The sequence below is a fragment of the Thermocoleostomius sinensis A174 genome, assembly GCF_026802175.1.
Lineage (GTDB): Bacteria > Cyanobacteriota > Cyanobacteriia > Elainellales > Elainellaceae > Thermocoleostomius > Thermocoleostomius sinensis.
The window spans coordinates 1545514-1565415 of the sequence record NZ_CP113797.1 but is presented as its reverse complement, the minus strand read 5'-3'; the positions used below and the strand labels follow the sequence as shown (position 1 = coordinate 1565415).

Annotated in this window: 15 protein-coding genes; 6 read left to right on the top strand and 9 right to left on the bottom strand. The window is 49.6% G+C overall.

Annotated elements, in window-relative coordinates; translation table 11 throughout:
- Nucleotides 1-56 precede the first annotated feature (56 nt).
- The 3 genes from OXH18_RS06740 to OXH18_RS06730 form a co-directional block, all read right to left on the bottom strand.
- A complete protein-coding gene (locus OXH18_RS06740; protein ID WP_390904386.1) occupies nucleotides 57-2537 on the bottom strand; it encodes a transglycosylase domain-containing protein in 2481 nt (826 codons plus the stop codon).
- 358 nt (nucleotides 2538-2895) lie between these two features.
- Nucleotides 2896-3885, bottom strand: a complete 990-nt coding sequence (chlG, locus tag OXH18_RS06735; protein WP_268611694.1) for a chlorophyll synthase ChlG — start codon at nucleotides 3883-3885, stop codon at nucleotides 2896-2898.
- A gap of 214 nt (nucleotides 3886-4099) precedes the next feature.
- Nucleotides 4100-4618: a hypothetical protein gene (locus OXH18_RS06730; RefSeq protein ID WP_268611693.1), complete on the bottom strand. Its 519-nt coding sequence runs from the start codon at nucleotides 4616-4618 to the stop codon at nucleotides 4100-4102.
- Between the two features lie 274 nt (nucleotides 4619-4892).
- On the opposite strand from OXH18_RS06730, the gene aroA reads away from it, so the two are divergent.
- From aroA to OXH18_RS06710, 4 genes are all read left to right on the top strand, one after another.
- Nucleotides 4893-6236, top strand: coding sequence for a 3-phosphoshikimate 1-carboxyvinyltransferase (gene aroA / locus OXH18_RS06725; RefSeq protein ID WP_268611692.1), 1344 nt, complete (start codon nucleotides 4893-4895; stop codon nucleotides 6234-6236).
- A gap of 395 nt (nucleotides 6237-6631) precedes the next feature.
- Nucleotides 6632-7315, top strand: coding sequence for a MotA/TolQ/ExbB proton channel family protein (locus OXH18_RS06720; RefSeq protein ID WP_268611691.1), 684 nt, complete (start codon nucleotides 6632-6634; stop codon nucleotides 7313-7315).
- A gap of 21 nt (nucleotides 7316-7336) precedes the next feature.
- Nucleotides 7337-7750, top strand: a complete 414-nt coding sequence (locus tag OXH18_RS06715) for an ExbD/TolR family protein (protein WP_268611690.1) — start codon at nucleotides 7337-7339, stop codon at nucleotides 7748-7750.
- Between the two features lie 46 nt (nucleotides 7751-7796).
- The gene (locus OXH18_RS06710) at nucleotides 7797-8231 is read left to right on the top strand and encodes an ExbD/TolR family protein (RefSeq protein ID WP_268611689.1); all 435 of its coding nucleotides are present in this window, start codon (nucleotides 7797-7799) and stop codon (nucleotides 8229-8231) included.
- A gap of 201 nt (nucleotides 8232-8432) precedes the next feature.
- Here OXH18_RS06710 and OXH18_RS06705 read toward each other — a convergent pair whose 3' ends face one another.
- Nucleotides 8433-9002, bottom strand: a complete 570-nt coding sequence (locus OXH18_RS06705; RefSeq protein ID WP_268611688.1) for a S1 domain-containing protein — start codon at nucleotides 9000-9002, stop codon at nucleotides 8433-8435.
- 416 nt (nucleotides 9003-9418) lie between these two features.
- Here OXH18_RS06705 and OXH18_RS06700 point away from each other — a divergent pair, with 416 nt between their 5' ends.
- Nucleotides 9419-10012 (top strand): L,D-transpeptidase, encoded by a 594-nt coding sequence (locus tag OXH18_RS06700; RefSeq protein ID WP_268611687.1) that lies wholly within the window; start codon nucleotides 9419-9421, stop codon nucleotides 10010-10012.
- Between the two features lie 3 nt (nucleotides 10013-10015).
- Here OXH18_RS06700 and pyk read toward each other — a convergent pair whose 3' ends face one another.
- The 3 genes from pyk to OXH18_RS06685 form a co-directional block, all read right to left on the bottom strand.
- A complete protein-coding gene (gene pyk / locus OXH18_RS06695; RefSeq protein ID WP_268611686.1) occupies nucleotides 10016-11446 on the bottom strand; it encodes a pyruvate kinase in 1431 nt (476 codons plus the stop codon).
- Between the two features lie 382 nt (nucleotides 11447-11828).
- Nucleotides 11829-12740, bottom strand: a complete 912-nt coding sequence (locus OXH18_RS06690; RefSeq protein WP_268611685.1) for an alpha/beta fold hydrolase — start codon at nucleotides 12738-12740, stop codon at nucleotides 11829-11831.
- Between the two features lie 133 nt (nucleotides 12741-12873).
- Nucleotides 12874-14469 (bottom strand): FAD-dependent oxidoreductase, encoded by a 1596-nt coding sequence (locus tag OXH18_RS06685; protein ID WP_268611684.1) that lies wholly within the window; start codon nucleotides 14467-14469, stop codon nucleotides 12874-12876.
- A 195-nt stretch (nucleotides 14470-14664) separates the two neighbouring features.
- Between OXH18_RS06685 and OXH18_RS06680 the strand changes: the two genes are divergently transcribed.
- Nucleotides 14665-15669: a sensor histidine kinase gene (locus tag OXH18_RS06680; protein ID WP_268611682.1), complete on the top strand. Its 1005-nt coding sequence runs from the start codon at nucleotides 14665-14667 to the stop codon at nucleotides 15667-15669.
- 193 nt (nucleotides 15670-15862) lie between these two features.
- Here OXH18_RS06680 and OXH18_RS06675 read toward each other — a convergent pair whose 3' ends face one another.
- Nucleotides 15863-18289 carry a GAF domain-containing protein gene (locus OXH18_RS06675; RefSeq protein ID WP_315874682.1) on the bottom strand — a complete coding sequence of 809 codons (2427 nt, stop codon included), beginning with the start codon at nucleotides 18287-18289 and terminating at the stop codon, nucleotides 15863-15865.
- A 298-nt stretch (nucleotides 18290-18587) separates the two neighbouring features.
- Nucleotides 18588-19607 (bottom strand): aldo/keto reductase, encoded by a 1020-nt coding sequence (locus OXH18_RS06670; RefSeq protein WP_268611679.1) that lies wholly within the window; start codon nucleotides 19605-19607, stop codon nucleotides 18588-18590.
- Nucleotides 19608-19902 lie beyond the last annotated feature (295 nt).

Genomic DNA, 19902 nt, shown 5'->3' with positions numbered 1-19902 from the left:
GCAGGGAGAAGGGTGGACTATCTTCCCCTGTTCTCCCCATTCATTTGTTAAAGACATTAAGGAATCGTGACGGGTGCTGTTGCTCTCGGGGTGCCCTCAGATTCACTAGGAATGAGGGGTGGTAAGTCTTGGACAGGGGGTGGGGGCGCTTCGATCGCGGCGGGTGGCGGGGCTGTTTCTACAGGAGTATCAGTGCTAGGAGCAACGGGTGGGGCTTCTTGAATCGGAGCCACTTCTTCCACAATAGCCGGAGCAGGTTCACTAACACTTCCACTGGTGCTCTCGGTTACAACGGGTTCCGGCTCAGAGTAGCTGCTGCTGTTGGAATAGCCACTGGAGTCATTGTAATAGCCAGAATTGTAGGAATCGTAGGATTCATAGTAACCTTCGCTATCACTGCTGCTCGTTTCCGCCCCACTATTGTCAGGGGTGTCGGCTTCAAAGATCTGTTTAGGCTTCACAGGTTCTGCCTTGATTGATCCTTCCCATTCACCCAACGATGGCGTCTCGGGAAACTGCTCCACTGGAATGTCATTGAGCAAGGTAGACATGAAATCACGCCACGTTAGGGCGGCTGTGCCACTGACTCCTGTAGTGGGGCTACTGTCGTCATTACCAAGCCATACTCCGGTCACCAATTGGGGAATATAGCCAACAAACCACAAATCGCGCCGTTTTTCAGACGTGCCTGTCTTCCCAGCCACTGGTCGATCGGGCAAGTTCGCTTCTGCTCCTGTGCCGCTAGTGACAACAGACTCAAGCATCCACGTCATAATTGAAGCGCTGTCTTCGTCAATTGCTTGGGTTGGGCTGAAATTGGCTTCATAGATGAGATTGCCAAAGCGATCAAAAATTCGAGTGATGCCATGAGCTTCAACATGTCTACCTCGATTGGCAAGTGTGCCGTAGGCGCTCGTCAGTTCCAGCAAGTTGACTTCAGATGTTCCTAAGGCTAGCGAGTAGGTAGGCAGAAGCTCCGACTTAATGCCCATGCGCTGCGCCATCTCAATAATGGGATTCCAGCCCACATCAATCAAGGTTTTGACAGCCACTACGTTAATCGATGAAGCAATCGCATCGCGAATTGTTACCATGCCACGAAAGCGTTTGCCATAGTTTTGTGGCTCATAGCCGTCCACCACCAGCTTGGCATCCATGTAGCTAGTGTAGGGTGAAAACCCAGCCGCGATCGCCGCTGCATAAACAAACGCTTTAAATGTGGAACCAGGTTGCCGTTGGGCTTGCGTGGCGCGGTTAAACTGGCTAGCGGCAAAATCGTCTCCACCAACCAACGCCTTAATTTCTCCTGTGCGCGGATCGATAGCCACCAGCGCTGCTTGCTCAAAGCCTTCATAGGGGCCATAGTTGCGAATAGCATAGTCTACGGTCTCCTGCGCTTCCTTTTGCCATTCCAAGTTCAGCGTTGTTTCAACCGTCAGTCCCCCTAGTTCAAGCTGTTCTGGTGACACATATTGAGGTAACTGTTGTTGAATGTAGGAGGTGAAATAGGGCACTTGACTGTAGAGATTCTTAACGGGGCCGGGGTTTACAACAATCTCTTCGGACATTGCCGCATCGCTTTCAGCCGCTGTGATGTAGCCCGCATCAACCATGCGCCGCAAAACAATATTTCGGCGTTGTGTAGCCAAATCTGGATTCACCAGAGGAGAGTAAGCACTGGGAGCCGGAGCCATCCCTGCAATCATTGCCATTTCCCCCAGCGTTAGTTCATCCACCTGCTTGCTGAAATAAATCCAGGCAGCATCTGCGACTCCATAGGCGCTTGACCCCAGATAGACCAAATTCAGGTATTGCTCTAAGATTTGGTCTTTGGTGAGTTCATCTTCCATTTTTTGGGCCAGCAATGCTTCTCTCACCTTGCGCCCCAAACTGCGTTCTTGATCAAGAAAAACAATTCGCGCTAGCTGCTGGGTAATAGTACTGCCACCTTCTACAACTTCACCAGCGGTGAGGTTGACATAAAGCGCACGAGCGATCGCCTGATAATCAACACCATCATGCTCATAAAAATCCTGATCTTCAGAAGCAAGAAAGGCTTGAGGCAAGCGTTCTGGCATCTCGCTGAGGGTAATTTTATTACGGGTAGCTGGGCCCGTTTGCTGCAAAATCGTTCCATCTGCTGCTTTGATAGTGAGCGACCCAGTGCGGACATAGTTTAGTGTATCAGCGGTATCTGGCAAGTCATTACGAATCGAACTGATGGTGGTCTGAGCCGCAAGGACAACGCCGCCCAGTCCAAACCCAACGCCTGCAAGTCCCCAAGCCCACCAGTGTTGATAAAGAGGACGGGGGGGGCGCTCCGATCGTCCGGAACCAGTCGTGTCCTGTGGTGTTAAATCTGAGAGGTGGGCATTCGAGGTCGAATCCGCAGTCCGGCTTGGTTGAAGTTTCGTCATAAAATGTTTTGCCTGATTCACAAAAGATGGGGGAGAAACCGGATCGGAAAGAGGGGATTGGTTGCCATTTGGAGAACCAGAACCAAGCGAAGAAATGGGTTCCGATCGCGATCCCATCATCGAGGCAGACTGGCTGGACTGCTGCTTTCTGTTTCGATTCGACAAAGACTTGAGCCTAGTTAGAAAATCTGTCACCTTAAGTCCTCACAAACCACCACAGGTCAAATTCCCACGCATCCATTTGCCCAACCTCACCCAAAAGCTTCTCCAACCCGTCGAAGAGGCAATAAATTCGGCTAATTCCCGCTCTTGTTCCCTAGCTGATTGGATGTGGTAGGCAAAATTGGACACTATAAATCCAGCATTGAATGGAGCTTTAATTTAACTTCATCTAAAAGTAGACCTTTTTTGAGCAAAGCACAAGCACCGGGGATCAGAGTTTGATGACAAGCGTCTGGTGACAAGGTGGTGATTCAGGCTACACCAAGGCATGTCCGAGCGCCAACGCCGTGACTAACATTCCCAATACCAAAAACGGCTGAGCGCTGGCTTGATACTTGACATCGTTCTGAAGCGGGTCACGCAGAAAATACATATCTTGAAACGTAATTTGAGGAATCACTAACAAAATCAGCAGCACGGCATAGAGATTCTGCTGAATAGCCATCAAATAGCCAGCTACTCCAAGTTGAAACACATCAATCATGAGAACACAAATCCAAGCAGCCGTGCTCACACCAAACATCACCGGCAGAGATTTTAGACCCAGTTGCCGATCGCCCTCCACACTTTTAAAGTCATTGACAACGGCAATTCCCAGCCCCGCCAGACTATAGAACAAGGTCAACACCACAATTTTCCAATTAAGGTCGCCGAACAGTGCATGACCTGCCCACCACGGCAGCGCAATATAACTTGCTCCTAAGGCATAATTGCCCAGCCAGCCGTTTTTCTTCAACTTCAGCGGTGGAGCCGAATAGATATAGGACAGAAACGACCCACCGATCGCCAGCACGGTAATCGTGGGGAAAGAATGACCAGCCCATAAGTCTAGGACATAAGCTAGGGCAATGCCGCCTGCTAGCAGCACCGTAATCTGCGTCACCACCTGCGGAATGGAAATTGCTCCGGATGGAATGGGGCGATAGGGTTCATTGATGGCATCAATATCACGATCGTAAAAGTCGTTGATGGTTTGGGTATAGCCTGCCAACAAGGGCCCTGAAAGCAGCATACACGCTGCCGCAATCAACACATGCTCGAGCGACCACGTGTACTGGCCAGATGACGCCGCTCCACAGACGACCCCCCAGATTAAAGGGATCCAGGTAATGGGTTTCATCAACTGCAAGCGAATCTTCCAGAGATTGGTTTCTCCAGGTTGCGCCCCTTTCATGCCCAGTAGTTGCCGCGTTTTTGCAGTTCGATCGGCGGAAGATTCAGAAGAGGGAGTTGTAGACTCTGACATAGCCGCGTGATTATGTCGAATTGTAAATTCGATGGGTAACTAGGTTTCTAGCCTATCTCTAATTGTCAAGCCTTGTGAAGTGAATCGCACATTTTCTTGAAAATAAACTTTGGGGAAAGAAACCTTTACCCGTAATTCCTACTATGGGGAAAACAGGAGAGAGAGATTGAGAGTAGAGAGCAACCGATGCACTCCAGGTCGTCTGGTGCAAAATCTAGTGCAGAATCTCTAAATTCAGCACGTAGTGCCCAATTTGTAATTGCTCTGTCCACAGTTCATATTCAACGCGCAGTTGGTGTGGTAACGGTTGGTGCGGCAACGGATTGCTTTCCAAGGCTAAGTGCCGAGTAAAATTACGCAACCGCATCTGATAACTGCCCGTCAGAGTTTCGGTTTGTAGCCAGTATCGGCTGATGCCATAGACTCCTTGCTCCCAAAAATGCCGGTAGCTAAATTTACCATTACCTTGCATAGTCATAATGACGCGATAGGGAGAAATTTCTAGCCACAGCAGTCTAGGGGTGGCGCTTGGTAAAGGTCTGGTTAAGAGGTCGTGCTCTGAAGCGATCGAGGAGTCTTGCGAGACATCTTGAATCAGGGGTTCGGTAAGCAGTACGTGAAACTTCTCAAGATCTTTTTGATAGAGGGTGGCGTCGGTTTCCACCACTGACCAAAGCGGTAAGTCGTAGGACATGAAGGAAAGACAAATGGGCTTACGATGTTGGGTCAGCATGGTGCATTAACACTACGAAGTATGTGATGGCGAATAGTGAGAATCGATCGAATGATTGAAATTGAATTAGGTGAATGAAAATCAGTCGGTAAAACTTTGCTGACAAATTTGTTAAGACGCGAATTTAGTTATACAAGCGGAACTGGAAAAAGCAGACGACTAGAATGACTAGCACCCTGTGATATTGAATTGAGTGAGATGTTGGATTGAGTGGTATTCACATAGCCCTATGATGCTGCACTATTAAACTATTGCACTATGCCAGTCTACCTCGATGCCAACCGCAACCATCATCCTGAATCGCACTGAAACCCATGATTCCCTGACAATTTCTGCACCCACCCCAGGAGGTTTGCATGGGCGCTTACAGGTTCCAGGAGATAAATCTATTTCTCATCGCGCGCTCATGTTAGGAGCAATCGCCCAAGGCGAAACACGCATTCAGGGGCTGCTGTTGGGCGAAGATCCGCGCAGTACAGCGGCTTGTTTTCGGGCAATGGGGGCTACCATTTCAGAACTAAATTCGGACCTCGTTACAGTACAAGGCGTTGGGCTAGGACGCTTGCAAGAGCCGATCGCCGTGCTGGATGCAGGCAACTCTGGCACTACGATGCGGTTAATGCTGGGCTTATTGTCTTCGCAGCCCGCTTGTTTCTTTACCGTCACCGGAGACGACTCACTGCGATCGCGCCCGATGAAGCGAGTCATTCAGCCGCTTCAGCAAATGGGTGCACAAATTTGGCATCGCCACGGGGGGTTTGCGCCACTGGCTGTGCAAGGACGAATTTTGCAGCCTATTCATTATCAGTCGCCGATCGCCTCGGCTCAAGTGAAGTCGTGTCTTCTTCTAGCGGGCTTAACAGCCGAGGGCAACACAACGGTCACTGAACCTGCTCTATCACGCGATCACAGTGAACGGATGTTGAAAGCCTTTGGGGCGGAGGTGCTAGTTGATCCAGAAACTCATAGCGCTACCGTCGTTGGCCCAGCACAGTTACAAGGACAGACTGTGATTGTGCCCGGTGACATCAGTTCAGCCGCATTTTGGCTAGTTGCAGGGGCGATCGTGCCCGGCTCAGAACTCGTGATTGAAAATGTGGGTGTGAATCCGACTCGGATCGGAATTTTAGAGGCGCTGCTGGCGATGGAAGCAGATATTACGCAAGAGAACTGCCGGGAAGTGGCGGGCGAACCTGTAGCAGATTTGCGTGTGCGATCGAGTGCACTGAAAGCTTGTACCATTGCGGGAGACCTGATTCCACGCTTGATTGATGAAATCCCCATTCTGGCAGTGGCGGCAGCAATGGCCAAGGGTACAACTGTGATCCGCGATGCGGCCGAGTTGCGGGTGAAAGAGAGCGATCGACTGGCGGTGATGGCAGCACAACTAAATCGTATGGGAGCCAACATCACCGAACACCCAGACGGGCTAGACATCACAGGAGGGACGGCTTTAACAGGCACAGAGGTTGACAGCTATACCGATCATCGGGTGGCCATGAGCTTGGCGATTGCCGCTTTGGTGGCAACCGGAACGACAACAATCCACCGAGCCGAAGCGGCCGCCATTTCCTATCCCGAATTCACAACTACCCTGCAACAGGTCTGTGGAGTGTAACAGATAAAAACCAGACATGGGGGCGACCTGGTAGGCATGGCTCCCTTTCTTATCCCAAAGAACTTTGCCCCTGACACAAAATACTGCACAGATTCTCTTCGTGCGTTTGAATCCTCATAGTTTAGACTTCGCCCTTGCGCCGAAACCTTAACCTGCTGTTGATCTGTCGATCGTCACATCTTAACCAGTTCCTAGAGACAACTGGTTATTCTGGCAAAAGCAACGGTTCTATTAGAAACTGAGGTTATACCAACTCTTCATATCATCGCCCACAGCTCCTCCCACCAACCAGGGGAGGTTGGGACGGGTCGGTAGACTGTGCAAGCTGATAGAGAATTGGTATTACCTGTCTGAATTGCCCTAGTTTCATCTCGCTCTATTTCTTTCTAGCTGATATGTCAAACCTGCTGGATTTGGTTGTCAAAGGTGGCCCGGTGATGATCCCAATCGTGGGATTCTCGGTTGCTACCGTCGCTTGTGCCTTGGAACGAGCTTGGTTTTGGTTTCAATTGCTGAGCCAAGAAGATCGGATTGTCCATGATGTATTAGAAGCCGCACGCTACAACCTGGATGACGCTAGGACGATCGCAGAACAGGCTCAACATTTGCCAATTGGGCGATTTCTGCTGGCCCCGCTGAAGTTAAAGCAGCCCACCCCCGAAACCTTTCGCCTCGCAATGGAAGCGGCTGGCGATCGGGAATTTGTGCAGATGCGCAAAGGCGACAAACTGCTGGAAACGACGGTGGCGGTGTCTCCGCTGTTGGGGTTGCTGGGAACTGTCACCGGATTGATTGCAACCTTTGGTAACCTCAATATTGGTGGCGGTGGCACCACCGAGCAAGCTAGCCGAGCCGCTGCTGGCATTGGGGAAGCGTTGATTACCACGGCTGCTGGGATGATTGTCGCTATCCTAGCGCTGCTAGTGTTTCGGCTGCTGGTAACGCTGCAAGCACGACAGATGGATTATTTTTCAGATGTGGGAACCGAGCTAGAACTGATCTATCGGCAGGTTTGGTACGAACCCGCCCTGGTTGAATCCGATGGACATATCACTCCCGAACCCGCTACTCGTTCATAGGGTAACTTTCAGTTTAATCCAATGCGATTTAAACAGCGTCCACAACAGGCTGCACTGCCTGAAATTAACTTGATTCCCATGCTAAATGTGATGATGGGAATCCTGGCGTTTTTTGTCATGGTGACAATGATGCTAACAACGCAACAAGGTGTGGAGGTACAGCTACCTGGTGCTCCGGATGCCGCCACGCCACCCCCCACTGACACGCCCGATCCGCTTGTAGTGACATTGACATTGCAGGGAATTGCACTCGAGGATCAGCCTGTTACCAATGCTCAGCTTACCCAGGCAATGCAACGCTATTTAGAAACTTATAGAACTGGTATTGTTGTCCTGCAAGCCGATCCAAACGTTCCCTATGAGCAAGTTGTTCAACAGCTAGGAGTCATGAAGGATATTGGTGGTAATCGTGTATCGTTGGCGATCGATGAATAAGTGAACCATTAAGCTTGTAATTCCGCTAGAAGAAGGAACACACGACATGCGCTTCAAACATCGTCAGCAAGGATCTGATTTGCCAGAAGTCAATTTGGTGCCGATGATGGACGTGCTAATGACCGTTCTGACATTTTTTATCATTGTTTCGATGACTTTACGGGGACAGCAATTAGCGAATGTCCGTTTACCTGAAACCGATGGAGCGGGAGGCGTTCCGGCAGAAGAAACCGAAGCCACAGTCACGTTGGTAGTGGGTCTCAATGCCGAGAACGAAATTCTAATCAACAATCAGCCTGTGACGACTACACAACTCACCCAACAGATACAACAGTTTCTTTCCGAAAATCCACAAGGAATGGTGCTGTTAAAAGCCGATCGGGGGCTGAGATTTAGCCAAGTAAGTCAAGTACTCAAGACGATGCGCGACATTGGCGGCAGTCAGGTTTCGTTAGCCTTCGATCGTAGTGAAGCAAATTAAGTCAAGCAAATTAAAGGACTGGGTAGGGACGATCGGCTGATTGCCCCCACCCAAATCAGGGCAGAGGCTGGTACGCAACGACACCCCCAAGTCACTTCACTACCGTTGGCCGCAGATAGGCAACGGCGTCAAGTCAAGTCATGTTCGTCATCCGAGTGAGAGTGACCCCAGGTACTTGTATTCAGATTCCAGACATTGGGATTACCACATAGCGCGCACAGGGCGTACAGGCTGCGGTGCAGGTGTTACTTGGGGTTGTTGCGTGAATACAGGGCGACGTTGCTCAATCACCGGTTGTTCAACCACTTGTTCCTGCTCAATTCGTTCAGTTTGCACGATCGTTTCAGGCGTTGTGGGTCGCACAGCCGTTTCCTGTCTACGTTGTTCTTCTTCTAGGGCAATTAAGTCTGCTTCTGAGGCTCGTGCAACATTCACAATCCGATTTCCCCGCATCGTGACAATTACGCTAGAGCCGGGAATAATGCGCCGGGTGGCAAAGGCATCATTGCGGATTGGTACTAGGCGAGTTTCACCATTATCTAAGCGCACACGCACATATTCTTCACCAAATACGCTGATAACTCTTCCCGCCATTCGCGTGGTTATATCAATTGTATTGGTTGTGTTGGCGGTGTTGCTTACTGATGTAACTTGGCTAAAAAATTGGTCGCTTTCAGTTGGAAGCGGGGACGCACTCGCCGAGTGAGCACATCCAACGCCAAACACAGCTAACAAGGTTGTGCTTGCCAGAAGTTTATGTTGCAAAGACATTGTGTACGAATCCCTTGTATTGTCAGAGTTTGACCAAGATTTCTTAAAACTAGAAATCACAGCCTTCTCATCCTAATTCGCTCGATCGCACCCCATGTCCGTAAAGGTACTAAAAGTAAAGTCTAAAGATAGAGTTTTTACCGTGCTCTCACGGTGTAACTTGGCTACAGCGATTCATTCTACACTCTATCTAATAGGGAGTTGGAAGTCGGAAGTCGGGAGTTGAGGTGGGGTTACTGTGTAGTTTGGCGGCGGCGTTCACACTATCTACACAATTCGCTAATTTTTCTTTAGCGTTATCGCACCTGTTTAAGTAGTAAATTGCTTAAGTTAGTAACAAGGCTTGTGGTAAAAAGACTTGCATTCGTGATAGGGCTTTGGTGAGAATGCTTGAGTTGGTGAAAAGGTGTGACAGCATGACAAACCAGGGTTGGGCTTTCAATTGGCGATCGGATGCAGCACTTGCGGCGTTGTTTGTGGTTGGGCTACCGTTATTCCAAGTATTTCAAGCAGCACCTGCCCAAGCAAATCCAGCTACAAGATCGTCTACAGTGGCTGTAACCATTCCTGCATTGCCTCCGTTGGGCGAGCCAGAGCCTTTCCTACCCACCCCTAATGAACGGGCAATTCAATTGGTGATTCGGTTAAGCGAGCGCCGGGTATATGTATATGACCGAGAGCAAGTTATCACCAGCTATCCAATAGCGATCGGGCGCAGCGGCTGGGAAACACCCACTGGCGAATTCGAGGTCATTCAGATGCTGAGTAATCCTACGTGGGAACATCCCTTCACGGGTGAATTAGTTCCGCCAGGTGCGGGCAATCCGTTGGGTTCGCGCTGGATTGGTTTTTGGACAGATGGCACAAACTACATTGGCTTTCACGGCACGCCCGATGCGGAAACAGTTGGACAGGCGGCCTCCCACGGTTGTATCCGCATGTATGACCAGGATATTCAAGCACTGTTTGAAATTGTACAAATGGGTACGCCCGTTGTAGTGCGTCCCTGAACGCTATCGTTCATCGCCAATGGTATGAATTTTGAGAAAGTTGGTTCCCCCCGCTGTTTTCATGGGGATTCCTCCCATGATTAAAATTCGATCGCCCGGCGCAGCTAAATATCGTTCTAGTAAACAGCGCTCGGTTTGCTGAATTACCTCCTCGAAGGTATCCACTTCTTCTTCAATCAGAATGGGTTTAATTCCCCAACCTAGATTCAATCGATGGTACACGCTGAGATTGGGTGTGATAGCAATAACGGGTGCATTTGGCCGTTCTGCTGCGGCTAATCGGGCTGTGTAACCTGTGCTGGTAAACGCCACAATATAGCGTAGATCTAAAATGTGATCGATCGCATTTAAGGCTTCACTGAGGGCATGAGTCTCATCGGTTTTAGCAGGAGGATTATTGTCAAATTGAATGCCTTTTTCTACCTCAGCCGCAATGCGCGCCATAATTGCAACAGCTTGAATGGGATAGGCTCCAACCGCCGATTCACCCGATAGCATCACGGCATCAGTTCCATCAACAATCGCATTGGCTACATCGCTGGCTTCTGCTCGAGTAGGGCGAGGATTTTGGATCATGCTCTCTAGCATTTGCGTCGCTGTAATCACCGGAATACCAACTTGGTTGCAGCGACGAATAATGTGTTTTTGCAACATCGGTACTTTTTCCGGTGGTAGCTCAACTCCCAAGTCACCTCGAGCCACCATCATGCCATCACATTCTGACAAAATCTCCTCTAAATTCTCGATCGCCTGTGGCTTTTCAATCTTTGCCAAAACTGGGATGTTAGACTTACCATGCTCTGCCAGTAAAGCGCGCAAGGTGCGAATATCCTCACCACGACGCACAAAGCTGAGGGAAATCCAGTCTACGCCTTGAGACAAACCAAACGCTAGATCCTGTTGATCTTTCTCGGTCATAGAAGGCAACCGCAGATTTAAGCTTGGTAAATTAACACCCTTATGGCTTTTGAGCCGTCCGCCTTTAATCACCTGACAACAAACAGCATGGCCTTGAATATCTTTGACCACCAATTCCAGCAGACCATCATCCAGCAGAACCTGGGTGCCTGGTATGGCCTCTTCGGCCAAAAACGGATAATCGATCGAGACGGTATCAGGCTGGTGATCAAAGTCTGAAACGGGAACGAGCGTTAAAAACCCATTTTCCACCAGTTCCAGGCCGCCTTCTGGCATCTCTCCAACGCGAATTTTGGGCCCTTGCAGGTCTTGCAAAATTGTAACTGGCATATCCAGTTCTGCGGAAACGCTGCGAATCATCGCGATCGTACTGGCATGGTCATCATAGCTGCCGTGCGAGAAGTTTAACCGAGCAACATTGACCCCAGCTTGAACCATTTGCTTAAACACACTTGGCGATCGACTCGCCGGCCCGATCGTGGCAACAATTTTGGTGCGGTGCTCGAAAGGTTGCATAGTAGTTATAAAAATGAGAGGACTTCAACAATCGGGACTGAAATTAAACCTCATTGCCGGCAACTGCCCCAGTCAATTTCAGCTAACGCAACACACTCGATTTCGATCGAAGACATACTGTCAACGGTACACAATTCAAGATATACACTCTGCTGATTAAGAGTAGTTTAGAGTGCACATAATCATTGAAAAAAATGCTCGTCTATCTTGTTTTGACTAGGCATTAAATCTTTGTGGTGATGGGCTTTTAGCCAATCGTAAAAACATTTGAAAAATTATCAAAATGTATCGTCAATTACATTGAAAAACACGATTGAGAACCCAAATTCTTGCTACATTCTCAACGGTAGAAGAATAAAGGATTGCTCTGATTGATTCTGATTTATCTTGTCAATTGTGCTTGTTGTAACACCCAATCTTGTAAGATGGGATTGACTAATTCTGGAGCCTCATCTTGAGGACAATGCCCAACTCCCTCGAGGGGAATAAATTGTTGTACTGCTGCAAACTTCGCCAATTCTTGTCCTAAAGCGATCGGCTCCCACGGATCAGCCGTCCCCCACAGCAAGATAGCTGGACAGGGTAACTGTTCTAACAAATCTTCGGGTAATGGTCCCTGAGAATAGCGAGTAAAGGCAATGAATACATCTGCCGCACCGGGGTCTGCCGCCGGACCCATCAGTAGATTTACCAACTCGTCATCTACGGCTTCAGGGCGTCCGTAGGCCTGCTGTAGAATCTTGCGAACGGTTTTGGGCTTCGCGATCGTTCTAAAGAAACTGTGACCCAGCCAACGAATGGACAACATCTGCTGGAGAACTGGTGCGCCAAAGCGGCGATGCCACGGTAGTTGAGCGCGACGCCGATCGTGCAGCAACCGCAGTGAACAATCAAGTAAGGCCACAGCCAAAACGGTATCTGGATAATCGACCGCTGTTTGCATCGCCACAATACAGCCGATGGAATTGCCTACTAGATAGGCCGGACCATTGACAACGTCTCGACAAAAATCAGCAATTTGCTGTCCCCAAGTTTCAAATGTGTAGTCAACCCCCTGTCCAGGGGTGGGTTTTGCAGATGCTCCAAACCCAATGAGGTCAATGGCATAGACCCGGCAGGTTTGTGCCAAAGCGGGAATGTTTTTACGCCAATGCCCCCAGGAAGCCCCAAAGCCATGAATTAGCACAACGGCTGGCCCAGACTGCCCTTGAGCTTGATAGCAGATGTCAAAATTTCGCCATGTCCACGTTTTGGCAGCGATCGTTTCGTTGATGTTTGTGGCAGAGGTCGTCATATCTGAGCTTAGTTAAGTTTGGGTAGAATCAACGAGAGGGGATATGCATCGCGGCGTTTTGACTGTTTGACTGTGTTTGGGCAAACGCTTTTATGGTAACGCGATTTGCATGTAGTCAAAAGAATGAAAGATCTTACGCAATTGCAATGCCCAATCCTAGTTGTTGCTCGAACTCGCTCAGGGCACCAGCATCTGCAACGTAGGTTTCTCCATAGATTTTTGGGAGCCGTCCGGTGCTAGCTAGAACCTGCCGCACTTCGGCATTGGTGATATCAGCTAAATTTCTGCCAGTGATCAAGGCGATCGCGGCGGCAATCCCTACCCCTTGCCCAACGCCCACGTTAAACTCCACAATCCGACCAGCCGAGCAAGCATACCCCTCAAACCCAGAAGCCGGACTGACCACTGCCAAATTCGGCACCTCTTTCACCAACGCATGACGAATGCCGATGTTTAACAAGGGAGGTCGGAAGTGCAGCGTCGAGAATCCCAGTGCATTTGCCCGTTCTTTCAGTCCGTCAATGCCGCCACGGGTATCAAACGTATAGCCAAAGGTTCCCAGCGCTTCACTATTGGGTACACCGCCGCGCAGCATGGCAGATCCACTGAGAGGCTCCACCACACCCGTCACGTTTCCGGCATGGCGGATATATAGTTCCAGTGCCGATCGCACGCTGGTTGCCCCCAAGCTTTTAAACCAGGTTTCAATGAATTTCATCTCTTGCAGCATTGCCGCAGTGGGTTTCGCTCGGTTGCGCGCCAACTCCTCTGCTTGATCGGCTGTGACATCAAACAGCAACGCATTCCAGGACAGCTTGCCATTGGGCAGAATGGCAATATTGGCATTGTCCAAAATGGCCGCACTTTCTCGCAGCGATAGCTTCGTGCCCCGAAAGGCGTGATAAGCCACAGATAAAGCCTTTGTAGGAACATCGATGTAATCTTTGCCGTGATACATCATCAGAAATTGCCCGCTAGAATTGCGTCGCCCCAAATCTTGCCGCAGTTCCTTGATTAATAGTGGATCTGACCAAGCGGCTGCATTGAGATAGCGCTGAGCCTCGGTATCAGAGGGATTGTTGAAACGTCGCAGATAATGGGCTTCTACCGCTTTTAACTCAGCGATCGGCAATCCTTCAACCTCAAACATCAACGTCACTGAAAGCTCCGAGTTGGGCAACCCAAACGTTTGAAACCCCTTGAGTTTTCGCACCCCGACCGCCTGCGCTAGTTCAGCATTGACCGTAGCATCAATAAACTGTTTGCCGCGATAGAGTTCGCCTCGTGTCAGCTTAATTCCAGCAATTTTCTGACCCTCTCGCAGTACCGACTCGATCGCCACACTGCTGAGCATATCCACGCCCGCCTCTGTCATCATTTGCCGCAACACTTGATTGGCTTTGGCTGGATCAATCGACACCACCGCCACCCCGACTCGCTGTAAAAATTCTTTATAAATAGCGGGAGGATCGCCAAAGTCGCCCAGTCCATAGGCTTGACGAATTTCCAGAGGAACACTGCTGCGATCGAGATAGGCCAGCCGTCCCCGTACTAAATGTCCCCCCACGCCGTCCAACGAGCTACTTTTGAACATCACCAGGCTCCGAGGTGCATACCCAAAGCGACGGCGATATTCTCTAGCCGCAGAAATTAGTGCTAAGATGCCAGGGACTTCATCCCCAAACCCGATGAAATCATAGAATCGTTCCGATTGAGTGATTGTTGGCATAGGTGGCGATGGGTGTGTGGTTGTTGGCACTAGACAAAATCGTGTGAATAATAACCCCAGTTGCATGAATTGGTGCAGGTATGTTGATTGAGCACCGCCAGACCAGGATTGTGCGGGTCGTGCCTCAACGGGGATGAAAAAACAAATGAGGAGACAGGCTGAAGGCTGAATGGCAGCAGGAACGGGAGGAGTAGCATGAATTGGACAAACTTGGCCCTGTTAAACGCAGGATTGGCAGTTGGCATGGGATTAGGATTGGCGATCGGGCGATCGCATAGATCTCGCCCCCTGCAATCAAACTTGACCACACCCAGTCCTTCTGCTTCTGCAACGCCAGAGGTTCCATCCTCAGAACTATCAAGCCCAGAGGTACAGACTCTAACACAGCAGCTTCAGCGTACTCAACTGGCCTATGAAATGGCAAGGGAGATGGCCCAGTTTAAAGCGGGGTTTTTGGGACGCACCTCCCATGAATTACGATCGCCCATCAACACTGTCATTAGTTTGCACCAGTTGATTCTGGCAGATTTGGCAGAAGACCCCGCAGAAGAACGAGAATTTGTCAACCAAGCCAATCACGCGGCCAAAAAAATGCTGGCCGTTTTGGATCAACTGATCAAAATTTCCAAAACGATGCATGGCACAGAAACGTTGAATTTACGATCGTTGGACTGGCAAGACGTTTTGATGGAATTGGAACAGTTTGTGCAGTTGCAGGCTCGGAACCGCAACATTCGACTTCAGATTGAATATCCCGACTCCGAGATTTTTGTGTGGGCAGATGCCGATTGGCTTCGACAAAGTTTGTTGAATTTGGTGGATTTGCCCATTGCCCTAATGCCAGAGGGAACTATTCGCCTCACCTCTGCGGTTAACCAAGAGACCCAACAATTGCACCTTTACATTGAAGATCAACGCCCTGCTAGCTTTTGGCACGAGCCTGTTGATCTGCTCTCACAACTACAGCAGCAGTCTACATTACTGGACTCGTCACTGGATTCGTCATCCAAAACCGCTTTGCTAGATAATGTCCCGCCCGACCTGCCTACCCCTGGCTTGTTACTGTTGACCACGCAGATGCTACTGGAATTCATGGGAGGACGGTTAGAGGTCTTGTCGGTTCCGAGTTCCCCCACGAGTGACCAACCCAATGCCTTACGTTTGACACGAATTCGGTGTACGTTACTGCTAGCAGCCTAAGCATTTTGAACATTGCTGAATCAAACTATAAATCGGAGTGCTTCCCCCTCACCCTTATCCTCTCCCAAAAGGGCGAGGGAACTTGCGATCTGGCTCTCTGCTTCCTCTAGGAGCACAGGGTGGGGATGAGGGCAACTCCGACGTGAATGCAGCCACGCCGCATTTTGATTGTCAAACCGCTCAATCTTGCCGTTCATTTACTTATCATTCTATAAACCCCATCCCAATCGTCTGGAGGCGGGGTCAGCAGGTACTCCACCGATCGATCAATAAACAAGGCAGCGGCGCGATCGTCTGGTCGCAATTGCTGGGCCGTTTCAAAGTAGTAAAGCGCTCTCCGAAAGTTACGCTCAATATACGCTTGGCGACCCGCCTGATATAGTGCTAAAAATTCCGCATGACTCGGCTCGATCGGCTGCTGTCGATCGTCAATCAGTTCGTAGATATAAATCGGTCGAGTTTTGCCCTTGACCCGGACGCGATCGAGTTCACGAGTCCAAATTTTAGAGCTACAGAGGTGGTAAGTATATTCGCTCAAAATAATATCGCAGCCGTATTCTTTGGTGGCTCCCTCCAGGCGAGAACTGATGTCAACACCATCTCCAATGACGGTATAGTCCATACGTTTTTGTGACCCAATATTGCCCGAAACCACTTCGCCGGAACTAAGACCAATCCCAATGTGAATTAACGATTGTCCAGCCGCTTGGCGATGTTGATTGAATTCCTTGAGGCGGCGACGCATATCCAATGCAGACTGTACTGCCATCCACGCATGATTTTCCAAGGGCAGCGGCGCACCAAATACCGCCATCAGGGCATCGCCAATAAACTTATCCAGCGTGCCATCAAAGTTAAACACCGCCTCCACCATCGCTTCAAAATAATTATTCAGCAACGACACCACTTCCGCCGCACTCATGCGCTCAGTGAGAGAGGTATAGCTACGAATATCCGAGAACAAAATGGTGACATCTTTGCGCTCGCCCACCATCAAGGCATCATCCCCCAGTGCCATCACTCGTTCTGCCACACCTGGCGTCATATAGCGATACAGCGTTGCCTTCATGCGCTTTTCTTGGCTGATATCTTCCAAAACAATCAACCCGCCCCGCACCCCGCCTTCTGGGTTCGTCAACGGATTGACTGTGAGATTGATGCTGCGCTCAAAATCCCCAATTCCCAGTCCCCAATCCTTAACCGCTAACGTCTGCTCTGGCACGTAATGCCGTGCGCCATGTTTCAAACTGTCTTCTAGTCGCCGCTGCAAATTGTCGATCGCCATCACGTCCCACACATAGCGACCAATCAATGCCTGTCGCCAGGTTTCAAGTTGCGATCGATCGCTAGACGCTTCAGAATATCCCAATAGCTGCAACGCAGCGTCATTGATTGTGACAATCTTGCCCTGTAAATCGGTGGAGATTACCGCATCAGAAAGGCTTTGTAAAATGTCTTTCTGGTACTGTTTTTCTAACAGCACACTTTCAAACAGTTTGGCGTTTTCCAGAGCAATGCCCGCCTGAATGTTAAACGCCCGCATAAATTCCTCATCCAGGCTGGTGAAGCTGCCTTGGTGCTTGTTGATCAGTTGCGTCACACCAATTAATAGCCCTTCCGAGTTATAGACCGGCATACAGAGAATATTGCGGGTGCGGTATCCGGTTTGTTTGTCTACATTAGAGTCAAACCGAGGATCTTCATAGGCATTAGGAATATTCAATGTTTGCCCCGTCGCAGCCACATAGCCCGCAATGCCACGATCGGCCGGAATCCGAATTTCCATCATGGTGCGATCATCGGATTTGGCCACCTTTGACCACAGTTCGCCCTTAGCGCGATCCACCAAAAATAACGTGCTGCGATCGGCCTGCATCAAATGCCGCGCTTCGTCCATTACCACTTGCAGCGTTTTATCCAGATCAAGGCTTTGCCCCAAATATGACGTAGCCTTCAACAAGGCCGCCACTCCTCGCTGATTGCGCGCCGCCAAATAAAAGGAATTACAGCTTTCTAAAATAATGCCGATTGAATCAGCAAATTCTCGAAAGCGCTGCTCATCTTGGGCATTAAAAGCCGCGTCTCCTTGCTTGTTGAGCAACTGCACCACCGCCACCACTCGATCGCCCTTGGTGTTGAAGATGGGCATACAGAGAATGTTGCGGGTCTGGTAGCCCGTCTCACGATCGACTTCTTTGTTGAATAGTGGATGGGTGTAAGCATCGGGAATGTTCAAACACTCGCCTGTTTGGGCCACATGTCCAGCAATACCCGTATGAATCGAAAGCCGCAACTCCAACGGCTCGCCGTTTTCAGATTGCGCAATTTTAGACCAAAGCTGCTCTTTATCCTTATCAACTAAGAAAATTGTGGCCCGATCGGCTTGCAAAATCTGACCAATTTTGAGCGTAAAGGCCTCCAAAATTTGTTCCAACATCGTCTCTAGCGAATCGGTATTAATCATTTCGATCGCTTGCAGAAAATGTTCAAACTCTCGCGTAATCTGCTCAAGCAATTCCACAAATTGACTGGTTGGCAAATCTTTGACGCGATCGGTCAAATTCTCTTTGCGGCTCTGCGTTAACGTGGCCAGCATCGGATTGGAGAAATCAGCCGTCATCATGACTTGTTTGTAGAGAGGAGGAAGGAAAAGAGACGATCAAAGGCTGAAGAATTAAAGCAGGGAAGAGAAGGCTAGGGCTTGAGGATTAAGGCTAACGGAGGTGTGCCAAAACCGGGGTTGTCCATGCATTAGACGGAACGAGACTAGCATTGCTGTACAGGCGAAGGCTGTTCGTCCCTGACCCTGAACTGTTAATTTAGTTGAAGGAATGGGGATTACAGCTAAATTTGTCGCCCATCACTTTATGCTCAACACTCTATATATCCTTCACCTTTTCTCCTTGCCCTTGCTTCCACTACCTTCTATATTCATCACCACAATCACCAATCAGTCTGTATAAATCCCGCGACTGATTAAAAATCGCCTCAAGGGAACGATGATCGTCGGCATCGAGGGCAAACTCGAAAACTCTAGCGGTGTCTTGAATGTGCTGAGATAAACCGAGACGGGTTCCTACAATCACACCACCTACAGCGGGTTGATCCAACACATAACGGACGGCAACATTGGCGATCGACACGCCATGCTTTTCTGCAATCGTTTTGAGGACAGACAGCAAGGATTGAAACAGCGCCCAGCCGCCCCACGCATCAATCATTTGCTTATATTTGCGCAAAGAGGCGGTTTCGAGATCCCAGCGGCCCGGTTCGGTTTGTCCCAAATAGTTCTCCGAGAGCAAGCCGCCGCAGAGGCTGCCGTAGGCAAACAGTTTGATATGGTGTTCTTGACAAAACTTGGCCATTGACACAGCCGGACGGCGATCGATCAGGGAATATTGCACCTGATTCGAGACAATGGGAATGCCGTGATCCAGAATAATTTGCAGATGCTCGGTGTCAAAGTTAGTTAATGCTAGATGCTTGATTTTGCCCTCGGTTTGCAAATCGCTCATGTGGCGCAAGGCATCAAGATAGTTAGAGTCACGGTAGTCCCACCAGTGAAATTGCAGCAAGTCCAAACAGTCGGTTTTCATGCGTTGGCGCGATCGATCGATGTTGGTTTCCACCACTTGGCGCGTCATGCGGCCGGGACGCGGTACCCACTTGGTAAAGGCTTGAATTTGAGACAGAGCATCGTCTCCGCGAGTAGCTGCAAGCTGCTGGCGAAACGCCCCAACAAAATCTTCGGCGGGGCCGTAGTGGTCGGCTAAATCCCAGGTGGTGAAACCGGCATCGATGTAATCAAACATACTAGGAATGGCTTTTTGCGGATCAATCGATCCATGCCCCCCAGAAACTTGCCACATGCCGTTTAAAATTCGACAAACGTTTAGATCAGGCGTCAACTGTAATCGGCTCGATGCGGGTAAATTCATAGGCTGTTGGAGGCTATTTCCGTTGCCATTGTAGAAGGTACAGAGCAGACATTCCAACAGGGTTCTAACCACAGCAAAGGGGTTGATTCAGTCCTCTTACCGAAACTCGATCGCCTTCTTCTCCGTCATAGGTTAGGGTTGATTTTCGAGCAATCATTAGATAAATTAATCCAAATTTTGGTTCATTTGCTGAAAGTCTCGATTATTCTTAGAGATTGAAGAATCTCTAGATAGAAAAAAATCTGGCTTGCCTGATTTTGCGTACTAGATACCACCAACGAATTAAGTGCATTCA

Excerpts from the sequence above, each read along its gene's own strand:
- OXH18_RS06700 (WP_268611687.1), top strand. The coding sequence starts at position 9,419 with ATGACAAACCAGGGTTGGGCTTTCAATTGGCGATCGGATGCAGCACTT.
- OXH18_RS06675 (WP_315874682.1), bottom strand. The coding sequence starts at position 18,289 with ATGACGGCTGATTTCTCCAATCCGATGCTGGCCACGTTAACGCAGAGC.
- OXH18_RS06685 (WP_268611684.1), bottom strand. The coding sequence starts at position 14,469 with ATGCCAACAATCACTCAATCGGAACGATTCTATGATTTCATCGGGTTT.
- OXH18_RS06740 (WP_390904386.1), bottom strand. The coding sequence starts at position 2,537 with ATGATGGGATCGCGATCGGAACCCATTTCTTCGCTTGGTTCTGGTTCT.
- OXH18_RS06715 (WP_268611690.1), top strand. The coding sequence starts at position 7,337 with ATGCGATTTAAACAGCGTCCACAACAGGCTGCACTGCCTGAAATTAAC.
- OXH18_RS06670 (WP_268611679.1), bottom strand. The coding sequence starts at position 19,607 with ATGAATTTACCCGCATCGAGCCGATTACAGTTGACGCCTGATCTAAAC.
- OXH18_RS06720 (WP_268611691.1), top strand. The coding sequence starts at position 6,632 with ATGTCAAACCTGCTGGATTTGGTTGTCAAAGGTGGCCCGGTGATGATC.
- OXH18_RS06710 (WP_268611689.1), top strand. The coding sequence starts at position 7,797 with ATGCGCTTCAAACATCGTCAGCAAGGATCTGATTTGCCAGAAGTCAAT.
- chlG (WP_268611694.1), bottom strand. The coding sequence starts at position 3,885 with ATGTCAGAGTCTACAACTCCCTCTTCTGAATCTTCCGCCGATCGAACT.
- aroA (WP_268611692.1), top strand. The coding sequence starts at position 4,893 with ATGCCAACCGCAACCATCATCCTGAATCGCACTGAAACCCATGATTCC.
- pyk (WP_268611686.1), bottom strand. The coding sequence starts at position 11,446 with ATGCAACCTTTCGAGCACCGCACCAAAATTGTTGCCACGATCGGGCCG.
- OXH18_RS06680 (WP_268611682.1), top strand. The coding sequence starts at position 14,665 with ATGAATTGGACAAACTTGGCCCTGTTAAACGCAGGATTGGCAGTTGGC.
- OXH18_RS06705 (WP_268611688.1), bottom strand. The coding sequence starts at position 9,002 with ATGTCTTTGCAACATAAACTTCTGGCAAGCACAACCTTGTTAGCTGTG.
- OXH18_RS06690 (WP_268611685.1), bottom strand. The coding sequence starts at position 12,740 with ATGACGACCTCTGCCACAAACATCAACGAAACGATCGCTGCCAAAACG.
- OXH18_RS06730 (WP_268611693.1), bottom strand. The coding sequence starts at position 4,618 with ATGCTGACCCAACATCGTAAGCCCATTTGTCTTTCCTTCATGTCCTAC.